Source organism: Tepidiphilus sp. J10 (assembly GCF_006980785.1).
Taxonomy (GTDB): Bacteria; Pseudomonadota; Gammaproteobacteria; order Burkholderiales; family Rhodocyclaceae; genus Tepidiphilus; species Tepidiphilus olei.
Genome location: NZ_SBHP01000001.1, coordinates 558,184 through 570,421, shown reverse-complemented (window position 1 = coordinate 570,421; position 12,238 = coordinate 558,184). Strand labels below are relative to the sequence as shown.

Annotated in this window: 11 protein-coding genes; 6 read left to right on the top strand and 5 right to left on the bottom strand. The window is 64.7% G+C overall.

What is annotated here, in order from left to right; genetic code table 11:
- Positions 1–2 precede the first annotated feature (2 nt).
- The 5 genes from EPD81_RS02815 to EPD81_RS02795 are packed head-to-tail and all read right to left on the bottom strand — an operon-like array spanning position 3 to position 4,883.
- Positions 3–683, bottom strand: a complete 681-nt coding sequence (locus EPD81_RS02815; protein ID WP_142803892.1) for a Fe2+-dependent dioxygenase — start codon at positions 681–683, stop codon at positions 3–5.
- 43 nt (positions 684–726) lie between these two features.
- Positions 727–2,919 carry a TonB-dependent siderophore receptor gene (locus EPD81_RS02810; RefSeq protein ID WP_142803891.1) on the bottom strand — a complete coding sequence of 731 codons (2,193 nt, stop codon included), beginning with the start codon at positions 2,917–2,919 and terminating at the stop codon, positions 727–729.
- A gap of 40 nt (positions 2,920–2,959) precedes the next feature.
- On the bottom strand, positions 2,960–3,382 hold the full coding sequence (locus EPD81_RS02805) for a biopolymer transporter ExbD (RefSeq protein ID WP_142803890.1): 423 nt from the start codon (positions 3,380–3,382) through the stop codon (positions 2,960–2,962).
- Positions 3,383–3,394: 12 nt separating this feature from the next.
- Positions 3,395–4,162, bottom strand: a complete 768-nt coding sequence (locus tag EPD81_RS02800) for a MotA/TolQ/ExbB proton channel family protein (RefSeq protein ID WP_142803889.1) — start codon at positions 4,160–4,162, stop codon at positions 3,395–3,397.
- Between the two features lie 19 nt (positions 4,163–4,181).
- Entirely contained in the window at positions 4,182–4,883 is a 702-nt protein-coding gene (locus EPD81_RS02795; RefSeq protein WP_142803888.1) for an energy transducer TonB, read from the bottom strand.
- A gap of 247 nt (positions 4,884–5,130) precedes the next feature.
- Here EPD81_RS02795 and EPD81_RS02790 point away from each other — a divergent pair, with 247 nt between their 5' ends.
- The 6 genes from EPD81_RS02790 (at position 5,131) to EPD81_RS02765 (ending at position 12,226) form a co-directional block, all read left to right on the top strand.
- Positions 5,131–7,110 (top strand): long-chain fatty acid--CoA ligase, encoded by a 1,980-nt coding sequence (locus tag EPD81_RS02790; RefSeq protein ID WP_142803887.1) that lies wholly within the window; start codon positions 5,131–5,133, stop codon positions 7,108–7,110.
- Positions 7,111–7,121: 11 nt separating this feature from the next.
- Positions 7,122–7,907, top strand: a complete 786-nt coding sequence (locus EPD81_RS02785) for an ABC transporter ATP-binding protein (RefSeq protein WP_142803886.1) — start codon at positions 7,122–7,124, stop codon at positions 7,905–7,907.
- Between the two features lie 13 nt (positions 7,908–7,920).
- Entirely contained in the window at positions 7,921–8,847 is a 927-nt protein-coding gene (locus tag EPD81_RS02780; RefSeq protein WP_142803885.1) for a branched-chain amino acid ABC transporter permease, read from the top strand.
- 21 nt (positions 8,848–8,868) lie between these two features.
- Positions 8,869–9,936: a branched-chain amino acid ABC transporter permease gene (locus EPD81_RS02775; RefSeq protein WP_142803884.1), complete on the top strand. Its 1,068-nt coding sequence runs from the start codon at positions 8,869–8,871 to the stop codon at positions 9,934–9,936.
- A gap of 53 nt (positions 9,937–9,989) precedes the next feature.
- Positions 9,990–11,321 carry an ABC transporter substrate-binding protein gene (locus tag EPD81_RS02770; protein ID WP_142803883.1) on the top strand — a complete coding sequence of 444 codons (1,332 nt, stop codon included), beginning with the start codon at positions 9,990–9,992 and terminating at the stop codon, positions 11,319–11,321.
- A 71-nt stretch (positions 11,322–11,392) separates the two neighbouring features.
- On the top strand, positions 11,393–12,226 hold the full coding sequence (locus EPD81_RS02765) for an ABC transporter ATP-binding protein (RefSeq protein WP_142803882.1): 834 nt from the start codon (positions 11,393–11,395) through the stop codon (positions 12,224–12,226).
- Positions 12,227–12,238: the final 12 nt, after the last annotated feature.

The window sequence follows — 12,238 nt, the reverse complement described above, 5'->3', positions numbered from 1 at the left end:
GGCTAGACGCTCCAGCGTCGCAGCAGGTTGTGGTAGACCGTGGAGAAGCGCGCGGCGAGCGCGCCCTCCCCGTGTTCGCTGCGCAGCGTCAGGGTCGCCATGTCGAGCTCGAAGAGCAGGCGCCGCTCGACCGGATCGGGCACCAGGCTCTGGAACCACATGAAGGAGGCGAGCCGCTCGCCCCGGGTGACCGGCGTGACCTCGTGCAGCGAACTGGCGGGGTAGATGACGATGGAACCGGCCTTGCCCTTGACGCGCTGTGTGCCGAAGAGGTCGTGGATCACGAGCTCGCCGCCGTCGTATTCTTCCGGGGCGCTGAAAAAGAGGGTGGCCGAGACGTCGGTACGCAGTTTGCGCTCGCCCACCAGCCGGATGGCGGCATCGACGTGCGGCCCGTAGTGCTCACCCTCGCCGATGGCGCGGTAGCGGTTGAACTGCGGCGGGAAGATGTCGCGCGGCAGCACGGCCGAAAAAACGAGCGGCTCGCGCTCGAGCGCCTGCAGCACCAGCTGGCGCAAGGGGGCTAGAGTGGGGCAGTCTTCGGCGATCTGCAGGTTGTTCTTGACCTCGCGCGCGAGTGGTCCGGCGCTGCTGCGGCCATCGACCCAGCGCGCCTGCGCGAGCAGTGTCCGGGCGCGTTCGACTTCCGCGGCGGAGAGAACTTCGTCGATCGTCAGGAGCATGGTGTCTTCCGTTGAGGGCGGGGCCAGGAGCCCCGCCGAAAGCTCAGAACTTGAACTCGGCCGTGAGGATCACCGCCCGGTCGGTGCCGGGGACGACCAAGCCGCCGTTTTCGTAGATGGCATCATAATAGACCTTGTCGAAAAGGTTGCGCACGTTCATGCGTACCGTGTAGGAGGGCTGTTCATAGGCGAGCATGGCGTCCCAGCGGGTGTAGGAGGGGGCGACGTTGGGCGAGAACTTGCCGTTTACGAAGGGTCCGTTGGCGGCCATGGGGTTATAGCCATAGCGCTCGCCTTTGGTCTCGGCGCCCAGGCCGGCTTTCCAGCCTGGCATGAAGCGGTAGGTGGTCCACAGGTTGAAGGTGTAGTCTGGCGTGTTGCGCGGCTGCTGCCCCTTGAGGCGCGGGTCGGCGCCGGGGGCGACTTTGAGGATTTCGGCGTCCATCAGGGCCAGGCCGGCGAAGACTTCCCAGCGCTCGGTGATGCGGCCGGCGGCTTCGAGCTCCAGCCCGTCGGTGCGGCGCTTGCGGGTGAGGATGGCGCCGGTGGTCTCGAGATCGGTGTTGCGCTCCCAATCCTTGGTGGCGCGAAAGAGCGCGGCGCGCAGCGAGAGATCGCCTTCGAAGAGCATCCACTTGGCCCCGAGCTCGACCACGTCGCTGCGCTCGGCCGGATATTCGCCGCCGGAGAGCTGGTAGAGGTCGGCGGTGGGGCTGAAGCTGTCGGACCACGAGAGATAGTAGTGCTGGTTGGCGGTGGGCAGCCACGACAGGCCCGCCCGGTAGCTGTTCTCGCCGTAGTCGAGGCTGGGGGAATTGACGTTGCTGTAGTCGGCGGAGAGCTCGTCGCGGCGTGCGCCCAGGGTGAGTTTCCAGCCGGGCAGGAATTCGATGGTGTCCTGGGCGAGCAGCGCGTAGCTGTCGCCGGTGAAATCGGTGGCGCTCGCCTTGGGATCCTCGATGCCGGGGCGATAGAAGGCCGGCGCCCCCGGGGCGGCGAGATTGCGCAGCGAGCGGCGGTGGCTGTCTTCGTTGAGGTATTCGAATCCCAGGAGCAGTTCATGGCGCATGCCGGCGAGCGTGAGGGCGTGCGTGAGATCGGATTGCAGCGCCACGGTTTGATAGTCGGTGTTGCGTGTTTTCGAGCTGCCACTCGAACCGTCGGCAGCGGGTGCGCTAGTGCGTGAAGGGGCGAGCGCCCAATAACTGCGGTCGTAATCGGCGAAACGAAGGCTCGTGCGCCACTCGGTGCCCGGTTGGAAACGGTGGGTGTAGGTGGCGGTGGCGATGTGTGTGTCCGAGTCGTCGAAGGTATCGTCGGTGCCCCAGAAGGCGGAGGATCCAAAGCGTTTGAGCGGCCGCTTGGTCGTGGCATCGAAGGGTACGCCGTAGTCGGGATTGTCGCGAGTCTGTAGATAGTAGTAGCTGAGCTGCACTTCGTCGCGCGTGCCCATGCCGTGGACGAAACTCAGGGCCGCACCCTGGCGGTCGACCTCGGGTTCGGCACCGTTGGCCGGGTTCTTGCGCCAGCTGCCTTCCACGCGTTTCATGAGATTGACGCGCAGCGCCGAGTTCTCACCCAGGGTTTTGTTGAGATCGGCCGTGCCCTCGCGATAGTCCTCGGTACCGACCGAGCCGGTGAGCTTGTACTTGTCGACGGGCAACGGCGTCTTGCTCACCTGGTTGATGACGCCACCCGCCTGGCCGCGGCCGTAGAGCATGGCGGCGGCGCCGCGCAGCACTTCCACGCTCTCGAGATCGAAGGTCTCGCGGTTGTATTGCGCCGTGTCGCGCATGCCGTCGAGGTACATGTCGCCGAAGGTATAGAAACCACGCAGCATCATGTTGTCGCCGGAGCGCCCACCCTCGGCGGCGTTGAAGGTGAGTCCCGAGACGTTGCGCAGCGCCTCGCGCAAGGAACCCACTTGCTGGTCTTCGAGCAGGTCGCGGGTGAGGATGGTGATCGCCTGGGGAATCTCCTGCGGGTCTTGCAGCGTTTTGCCCACGCGGGTGGTGCGCTTGAGGTACCCCTCTTCGGCAACGGGGGCTTGATCGGTCACGGTCACGGTGGGCAGGACTTGGGCGTCGGCAGCGCCGGTTTCGGCGCTTTGAGCCAGCGCCGGTTGCGCGGCACCCAGTCCGATGAGCACCGCCGCACCCAGCGGCAGGACCTTGGGACGAAGAAGCGCGGCGTTTTCCGCTTGCGGCTGGGGTTCGTGCGGAGGGACGGTCGACATCGAAAACACTCCTTGGGGTTGGGAAAAGCGTCGTCGTTTTTCAGGGCGAGGGCTCACCCGGCAGGGTCACGAAGGCGATCTTCGCCAGGCCGTGGCGCGAGGCGGCCGCCATCAAACGGGCGATCGCCTCATAGGGGGTGGCACGATCGGCTTGCAGCTCCAGCGTGGTCTGGGGCGTGAGTTCGGCGAGGCGCGGCTCCAGCGCCGTCCAGTCGATCGCCTCGTCGTTCCAGTGCAGGGTCTGCCCGTCGGCGGCGAGCCGCAGGCGTAGGCGCTCTTCGTCGCGTTGGGTGTCGGGGACGCTGCTCGCCTGAGGCAGGTCGACTTTCACCGCGTGGGTCATCAAGGGGGCGGTGACGATGAAGATGATGAGCAGCACCAGCATCACGTCGATGAAGGGCACCATGTTGATCTCGTTGATCGGTTCGGTGTCACCGGTGCTGTCGAGTCGAGCGAAGGCCATGAGAGATCTCCGTCAGGAGGCAGTCTTGCGGGCAGGGCGAGGGGCGTCGACACCGAGCGCGACGACGGCGGGTTCGGACCGGGTCGTCGGACGTTTGATGCCGGTGACGAGGAAGGTGTAGACGTCATAGGCGAAGGACTCCAGCTCCTGGGTGCGGCGGCGCTGGATGCGGCTGAAGGCGTTGTACGCGATCGCGGCCGGAATCGCGGTGGCCAGACCGAATCCGGTCATCACCAGGGCTTCACCGATGGGGCCGGCCACTTTGTCGAGCGAGGCGCTCCCGCTGGCGGCGATCGCCTGCAGTGCGTGATAAATGCCCCAGACGGTGCCAAAGAGCCCGATGAAGGGGGCGCTGGAGGCGGTAGTACCGAGGAGCGTCATGCCGGCTTCGTCGCGGGCGCGGGCTTCGTCGATGGCACGGCGCAAGGCCCGGGTGAGGAGTTCCTGCGGCTCGTCTCGTTCTCCGAGTGCTCCGGGACGTGTCGCGGCGTTTTCTCCTGCCCGGTCGATGCGCTCCAGAACTTCGAGACCGTGATGGACGAGGTGTGAGGCGGGATCGATCGCGCCGTGTTCCCTGAGGTCGCGCGCGATCTCGGCCAGATCGCCCGCGTTCCAGAATCGGCGCAGAAACTGGGCGGCTCGCCGCGACAGACGCAGGTGCAGTGCCGTTTTGGCGAGGATCACGGCCCAGCTCGATACGGAGAGCAGCGCGAGCAGCAGGAAGATGAAGCGGCTTACGCCGTCGCCTTGGGAAAAGAAATGCAGCAGGGGTTCGTTCATGGGTAAGGCTCCGCAAAGATCAGGAAGAAGAAAGGGAAAAAGCGATGGGCACGAGTACCGTGGCCTCGACCGGCGTGTCGCCGCGGCGTGCGGGAACGAATTTCCAACGTTCGACGGCGTCGCGCGCGGCCCGGTCGAGCCGGGGGTAGCCCGAGGAGCGCTCCATCTCGACGTGGCGAGGCGACCCGTCAGCTCCGACCAGTACGCGCAGGATCACCTTCCCTTGTTCGCCGAGTTGGCGTGAGACGGGGGGATAGGCGGGTCGAGGGTTGGCGAGGTAGGCGACATCGAAGCGCGGTTCGACGAAAGGCGCGGCTTCGGCGCTCGGGGTGCTGCCGTGGGCAGCGGTGGAAGCGTCCGCTGCCGGCGCGGAGTCTGCCGTCGCCTCGTTTGCCGGGGTGGCCGGGGCCGGGGCGGCGTTTGCCATTTTCGGTGGCGGTGGTGCTGGAGTGGGCCGAGCCGTCGCATGGGATTTTGGCTGCGAGCGGGCAGGCGCTTTCGCTTTGGGAGGGGTCGGAGGGGGTTCGGCGGCAGGCGCCGGCGCCACTGCGGGAGCGGGTTCGGGCGACGGAGCGACCCAGGCGAGCGTCATGATCGGGGCCGCGGCAGGCGCCTGCACTTCGGGCAGGGCGCGTGCGCTAGCGTAGAGGATCGCCCCGTGCAGCGCGAGGGCGGCGACAATCGACCAGGGCGAGATGACGCGATGAGTGTCTGGAGTCATGGTCCGGGGTGGGAAACGTTCCTTTGTAAATGATATGGTAAACGATAATCAGTATCAAGTGCAAAAAAATATTTCGCACGTCACGCGGGATCCGGTAATCCGTCGTTACATTCACGTTACGTTCGTGACAAACCCTTGCAAAACTTCGTCGGCACAATGCAGCCGTCGAGTGGAGGGAGACGGCCCCGCCGCAAAACGAGAACGACGGCGGGGTTCTACACACTCATCGTATTGGAGGAGGATTGGCATGGCCGAGGGCGCGAAACCGCATGCCCCTGCGATCATCCCGGGACTGGAGACTTTCCCGCGCATGCTGCGGCATCATGCCCGCGTGCGCGCCGACCGGCCGGCGATCCGCGAGAAGGAATACGGCATCTGGCAGACCTACACCTGGGGGGAGTGCTATGCCCAGGTGCGCGCGCTCGCCTGTGGGCTGGCCGAGGCGGGTTTCCGGCGCGGCGACCGTTTGGCCATCGTCGGTGACAACCGGCCCCGCCTCTACCTGGCGGTGGCCGCGGCGCAATGCCTGGGTGGCATCCCGGTGCTGCTCTACCAGGATGCGATCGCCGAGGAGATGGCCTACGTGCTGCAGGACGCCGAGGTCAAGATGGCGGTGGTGGAGGATCAGGAGCAGGTCGACAAGCTCCTCGAGATCCTCGATCGCCTGCCCTCGCTCGAGCGCATCTTCTATGACGATCCGCGCGGGATGCGCCACTACACCTTGCCGGTGCTGCAAGGGTTGGACGAGCTCCTGGAGGCTGGGCGCATCCACGATCGCAACCAGCCCGATTTCGTCGATGAGGAGATCGAGAAGGGGGAGAGTGACGACGTCTCGGTCATGCTCTATACCTCGGGCACCACCGGCAAGCCCAAAGGGGTGTGCCAGACGCATCGGGCTTTTCTCTTCGCCGGCATGGGCGGGGTACAGTTCGACCGCCTCACCGACAAGGAGGAAGTGCTCTCCTATCTGCCGATGGCCTGGGTGGGGGACCATCTCTTCTCCTATGCGCAGGCCTATGCCGCCGGTTTCACCATCAATTGCCCCGAGTCGAGCGAGACGGTGATGACCGATCTGCGCGAGATCGGGCCCACGTACTACTTCGCGCCGCCGCGCGTGTTCGAGAACCTGCGTACCCAGGTGTGGATCCGTATGGAGGATGCCGGCCGTTTGAAGCAGGCGATGTTTCGCCATTTCATGAAAGTGGCCGAGCGCTGTGGTATCCAGATCCTCGAGGGGCGTCCCGTGCCGCTGCTGCAGCGCCTGCACTATGCCTTGGGTGAGATCCTGGTCTATGGGCCGCTGCGCAACGTGCTGGGTCTGTCGCGCCTGCGCGTGGCCTATACGGCCGGGGCGGCGATCGGGCCGGATCTCTTCCGTTTCTACCGCTCGATTGGCATCAACCTCAAGCAGCTCTATGGCCAGACCGAGACCTGCGCCTACGTCTGCCTGCAGCCAGACGGGGAGGTCAAGCTCGATTCGGTGGGCAAACCCGCGCCGGGGGTGGAGGTGAAGATCGCCGACAACGGCGAGATCCGCGTACGCGGCCCGATGCTGCTCAAAGCCTATTACAAGCGGCCGCAGGACACGGCCGAGGCCTTCGACGAGGAAGGCTATTTCATGACGGGGGATGCGGGCTTCTTCGACGAGGACGGGCACCTCAAGATCATCGACCGGGCCAAGGACGTGGGGCGGCTCAAGGACGGCTCGATGTTTGCACCCAATTTCATCGAGAACAAGCTCAAGTTCTTCCCTCTCATCAAGGAGGCGGTGGCTTTCGGGCACGACCGTCCTTACGTGACCGCCTTCATCAACATCGACCTGGAGGCGGTGGGCAACTGGGCCGAGCGCCGCGGGCTCGCTTATTCGGGCTATACCGATCTGGCGCAGCAGCCGGCCGTCTACGATTTGATCCAGCAGTGCGTGGAAGAGGTCAATGAAGACCTGAGCCACGATCCGCAGATGAACGGCTCGCAGATCCGGCGTTTCCTCATCCTGCACAAGGAGCTCGATGCCGACGACGAGGAGCTCACCCGCACGCGCAAGGTGCGTCGGCGTTTCATTTCCGAGAAGTATGCCGTGCTCGTCGAGGCGCTCTATGCCGGCAAGGACAGCCAATACATCGAGACGGCGGTCAAGTACGAAGACGGGCGCACCGGCAAGATCGCTGCCGATGTGCGCATCCGCGACGCAAAGGTCTTCCCGTCCTCACCGCGCGTGCACGCTTGAAGGAGGAGGAAATGGCGCGAGTCATCGGCGACGTGATCCTCGATCTGCAGAACATCTCGCTGTCGTTCGGCGGGGTCAAGGCGCTCACCAACATCAGTTTCGACGTGCGCGAGGGCGAGATCCGCGCGATCATCGGTCCCAACGGGGCGGGCAAGAGCTCGATGCTCAACGTCATCAATGGCGTCTATCACCCGCAGCAGGGGCGCATCGTCTTCCGTGGCCAGGAGCGGCGACGGATGAATCCCCACGAGGCGGCGGCGCAGGGCATCGCCCGCACGTTCCAGAACATCGCCCTTTTCAAAGGCATGACGGTGCTCGACAACATCATGACCGGGCGCAACCTCCTGATGCGGCGCAACTTCCTGTGGAATGCGCTCTACTGGGGGCCGAGTCGACGTGAGGAGATCGCGCACCGGCGCCGTGTCGAGGAGATCATCGATTTCCTCGAGATCCAGAACATCCGCAAGACGCCGGTGGGGCGTCTGCCCTATGGACTACAAAAACGGGTGGAACTCGCCCGGGCGCTGGCGGCCGAACCCTCGCTGCTCTTGCTCGACGAACCCATGGCCGGGATGAACGTGGAGGAGAAACAGGACATGTGCCGCTTCATCCTCGACGTGAACGAGCAGTTGGGGACCACCATCGTGCTCATCGAGCACGACATGGGGGTGGTGATGGACATCTCCGACCGGGTGGTCGTGCTCGATTACGGTCGCAAGATCGGCGACGGATCGCCCGACGAGGTGCGCAACGACCCGGTCGTGATCGAAGCTTATCTCGGCGGCGCTGCCCACTGAGGGAGAAGGGACGATGCAATTCTTTCTGGAAGTGCTCATCGGTGGGCTGCTCGCGGGGATGCTCTATGCCTTGGTGGCGCTCGGTTTCGTGCTCATCTTCAAGGCCTCGGGGGTGTTCAACTTTGCCCAGGGGGCGATGGTCTTCTTCGCCGCACTCACTTTCGTCGGCCTGACCGAGCGTTTGCCCCAGTGGTTTGGGTTCTCGCCCGAGTGGGCGGGGCTTTTCTGGATCGCGCTGCTGCTCACCGCCGCGATCATGGTGCTGTTTGCCTGGCTGGTGGAGCGTTTCATGCTGCGCAAGCTGGTCAATCAGCCGGCGATCACGCTCTTCATGGCCACCATTGGGCTCACCTATCTCATCGAAGGGGTGGCGCAGGGCATGTGGGGGGCGATGGTGCGTGGCCTCGACCTGGGAATCTCGGACGAGCCGGTGATGTGGCTGCTCGAGCGCCACAATTTGATGATTTCCAAGTTCGACCTCGTGGCGGCGGCGGTGGCCGGCGTCCTGGTGGCCGTGCTTGCGTTCTTTTTCCAATATACCAAAGTAGGGCGGGCGCTGCGGGCGGTGGCCGACGATCACCAGGCGGCGCTGTCGGTGGGCATCCCGCTGCAGCGCATCTGGGTGATCGTGTGGGCGGTGGCCGGGTTCGTGGCCATCGTCGCCGGTCTGGTGTGGGGGTCGCGCAACGGTGTGCAGTTCGCCCTCACCTTCACGGCCCTCAAGGCATTGCCGGTACTCATCCTCGGCGGGCTAACCTCGGTGCCTGGCGCCATCGTCGGTGGGCTCATCATCGGGGCGAGTGAAAAACTGGCCGAAGTGTATCTCGGGCCTTACGTGGGCGGCGGGATCGACTCGTGGTTCCCCTACGTGCTCGCACTCGTCTTCCTGCTGATCCGGCCCGAGGGGCTCTTCGGCGAAAAACACATCGACCGCGTCTGACGGGTTCGGGAGGATTTGGGGATGATCTATCGCGAGGCAGGGCAATTCAAAGCGAGTTACGAGGAAGATCAGCAGATTTTCCCGATCAGGCAAGACCGGATCGTGATGGCGGCGCTCGTGGTGGCGGCGTTCCTCGTCGTGCCCTTCGTGGCCAGCGAGTACTGGCTGCAGGCGGTGCTCACGCCGGTGCTGGTGTTCGCGCTCGCCGCCCTGGGGCTCAACATCCTCACCGGTTATGCGGGGCAGCTGTCGCTGGGTACCGGAGCGTTCATGGCGGTGGGGGCGTATGCCACTTACAACTTTCTCCTGCGTCTCGACGGCCTGCCTTTTCTCGTCGGACTCGCCCTCGGCGGGCTGAGCGCGGCGGCCGTGGGCGTCGTCTTTGGGCTGCCTTCGCTGCGCATCAAGGGGTTCTATCTCGCCATGGCCACGCTCGCGGCCCAGTTTTTCATCATCTGGGTCCTCACCAAATTCCCCTGGTTCTCGAACTACTCTTCTTCCGGCATCATTTCAGCGCAGCGCATCGAAATCCTGGGATTTGCCTTCGACACGCCGGTGAGCAAGTATCTGCTCACGCTCGCCATCGTTTCGCTCCTCGCGCTGGCGGCGAAGAACCTCGCGCGCACCAACACCGGCCGCTCGTGGATGGCGGTGCGCGACATGGACGTGGCGGCCGAAGTGATCGGTATTCCCCTCATGAAGACCAAGCTGCTGGCTTTTGCCGTCTCGTCCTTCTACTGCGGCATCGCCGGCGGGCTGTACGCCTATACTTATCTGGGCACGGTCGAACCCGATGGCTTCGGGCTCGACCTCTCCTTCAAAATTCTCTTCATGATCATCATCGGCGGCATGGGCTCGGTGCTGGGCGCCTTTCTCGGGGCGGCCTTCATCCTCTTGCTGCCCGTCGGGCTCAACGTGCTGATGCACACTTCGGTCGGGGCGCTCGTCCCGGCCACGCTCGCCTCGAACCTGGAGTTGATCGTGTTCGGCGTGCTCATCATCTTCTTCCTGATCGTCGAGCCGCACGGCCTCACCCGCCTGTGGCAGATCGGCAAGGAGAAACTGCGCCTGTGGCCTTTCCCGCACTGAGCGGAGGCGGTCGACGGCGCGGGCGTTTCACCACACCAAGAGGAGGCATGGCGATGAAACTGAAAAAAGCATGGCTGACGGCGGTGGCGGCGGCCACCGTCTGGGGCGCGGCCGGTCTGGGTACGGCCCAGGCGGCGGAACAGTACCTCGGCTTGCCGAGCTACCGGGTTGGGCCGTATGCGGCCGGCGGTACGGGGGTCTTCGGCGGTTGGATCGACTACATGAAGCTCATCAACGAGCGCGACGGGGGCGTGAACGGCGTCAAGCTCGTGTGGCAAGAGTGCGAGACGGAATACAACAACGCGCGCGGCCTGGAGTGCTACGAACGGCTCAAACAGCGGGGAGACCAGCGCAATGTGCTCTTCGCGCCGGTCTCCACCGGCATCACCTTCGGGGTGTTCGAGCGTGTTCCTCGGGACGAGATCCCGTTGCTGTCGATCGGGATCGGCCGCTCGGATACTGCCGACGGGAGCGTATTCCCTTGGGTCTTTCCCATGATAGCCACCTATTGGTCGCAAGCCTCGGCCATCGTCGGCTATCTCGGGCAGCGTGAGGGCGGCATGGACAAGCTCAAGGGCAAAAAGATCGCCGTGCTCTACCTCGACTTCGCTCCGGGCAAGGAGCCTTTCCCCGTGCTCGACCGCTTGGCGCAGAAGTGGGGCTTTACCACCGAGAAGATCGCCGTGGCCATGCCCGGCAACGAGCAGCAGGCGCAGTGGCTGCAGATCCGGCAGATGCGGCCCGACTACGTGATTCTCCTCACTTATGGCGTCTCCAACCCGACGGCCCTGAAGACCGCGGCGCGTACGGGCTTCCCGGCCGATCGCATCGTGGGCTGGTGGTGGGCCGGAGCCGAGGAGGACGTCGTACCGGCGGGCGATGCGGCCAAGGGGTTCGTGGCCGGAGCGTTCAACCCGGCGGGTACCGATTTCCCTGTGATCCAGGACATCCAGAAGCATGTCTATGCCAAGGGTCAGGGTGACATGCAAGATCCCAAGCGCGTCGGCAGTACCTATTACAACCGTGGCGTGGGGCACGGGATCATCTACGTGGAAGCGCTGCGCCTCGCCCAGGAGAAATTCGGCCAGGGGCAACCGGTTGACGGTGAGCAGATGCGCTGGGCGCTGGAAAATCTCCGGCTGGACGAGAAGCGGTTGGAGGCGATCGGCGCCAAAGGGTTGATGCCCGAGCTGGCGCTGTCGTGCGCCGACCACGAGGGGTCCGGCCGGGTACGCTTCCAGCAGTGGGACGGCGAGAAATGGGTGTCCGTCTCCGACTGGATCGAACCGGATCGCGAGGTGGTGCGCGCGCTGGTGGAAGAGTCGGCGGCGGCCTACGCCAAGGAAAAAGGTATCACGCCGCGTGATTGCAGCAAGGAGCAGTGAGCGACGGCGGCGGTCCTTCGCGGGCCGCCGCCCGCCCTGTACGGCTAGTCCCAAACCGGAGTCAATGTGCGATGAACGCTGAAGCGGGCCGCGCCGCCGTTGGCGAACCCTACCTCGTCGTCAACAACGTCGAGGTGATCTACGACCACGTGATCCTGGTGCTCAAGGGCGTCTCGCTCGAAGTGCCGCGTGGCGGCGTCGTCGCGCTGCTCGGCGCCAATGGCGCGGGCAAGTCGACCACGCTCAAGGCCATCTCCAATCTGCTGCGTGCCGAGCGCGGCGAGGTGACCAAGGGTTCGGTCAGTTTCAAGGGAGAGCGCGTCGATGCCCTCTCGCCCAACGAGCTGGTGCGCCGCGGGGTCATCCAGGTGATGGAAGGGCGGCATTGTTTCGAGCACCTCACCATCGAGGAGAATCTCCTCACGGGGGCCTATACGCGCAAGCTTTCGCGCGCGCAGCTCGCCCAGGCGCTCGAGCGCGTCTATCACTATTTTCCCCGGCTCAAGGAGCGGCGCAAGTCGCAGGCGGGTTACACTTCAGGCGGCGAGCAGCAGATGTGTGCCATCGGCCGGGCTCTGATGGCCGCACCCGAGATGATCCTGCTCGACGAACCCTCCATGGGGTTGGCGCCCCAGGTGGTCGAAGAGATCTTCGAGATCGTGCACGAGCTCAACGCTAAGGAAAACGTGAGCTTCCTGCTCGCCGAACAGAACACCATGGTGGCGCTGCGCTACGCCAACTTCGGCTACATTCTGGAAAACGGCCGGGTGGTGATGGAGGGCGAAGCCCGGGAACTGCGTGAGAACGAGGACGTGAAGGAGTTCTACCTCGGCCTCTCGTCACAGGGACGTAAGAGTTTCCGCGAGGTGAAACATTATCGTCGGCGCAAGCGTTGGCTGTCCTGATACGGCACAGGA

What these genes read in the sequence shown, in the direction of transcription:
- EPD81_RS02815 (WP_142803892.1), bottom strand. Translation starts at nt 683, where the DNA reads ATGCTCCTGACGATCGACGAAGTTCTCTCCGCCGCGGAAGTCGAACGC.
- EPD81_RS02810 (WP_142803891.1), bottom strand. Translation starts at nt 2,919, where the DNA reads ATGTCGACCGTCCCTCCGCACGAACCCCAGCCGCAAGCGGAAAACGCC.
- EPD81_RS02805 (WP_142803890.1), bottom strand. Translation starts at nt 3,382, where the DNA reads ATGGCCTTCGCTCGACTCGACAGCACCGGTGACACCGAACCGATCAAC.
- EPD81_RS02800 (WP_142803889.1), bottom strand. Translation starts at nt 4,162, where the DNA reads ATGAACGAACCCCTGCTGCATTTCTTTTCCCAAGGCGACGGCGTAAGC.
- EPD81_RS02795 (WP_142803888.1), bottom strand. Translation starts at nt 4,883, where the DNA reads ATGACTCCAGACACTCATCGCGTCATCTCGCCCTGGTCGATTGTCGCC.
- EPD81_RS02790 (WP_142803887.1), top strand. Translation starts at nt 5,131, where the DNA reads ATGGCCGAGGGCGCGAAACCGCATGCCCCTGCGATCATCCCGGGACTG.
- EPD81_RS02785 (WP_142803886.1), top strand. Translation starts at nt 7,122, where the DNA reads ATGGCGCGAGTCATCGGCGACGTGATCCTCGATCTGCAGAACATCTCG.
- EPD81_RS02780 (WP_142803885.1), top strand. Translation starts at nt 7,921, where the DNA reads ATGCAATTCTTTCTGGAAGTGCTCATCGGTGGGCTGCTCGCGGGGATG.
- EPD81_RS02775 (WP_142803884.1), top strand. Translation starts at nt 8,869, where the DNA reads ATGATCTATCGCGAGGCAGGGCAATTCAAAGCGAGTTACGAGGAAGAT.
- EPD81_RS02770 (WP_142803883.1), top strand. Translation starts at nt 9,990, where the DNA reads ATGAAACTGAAAAAAGCATGGCTGACGGCGGTGGCGGCGGCCACCGTC.
- EPD81_RS02765 (WP_142803882.1), top strand. Translation starts at nt 11,393, where the DNA reads ATGAACGCTGAAGCGGGCCGCGCCGCCGTTGGCGAACCCTACCTCGTC.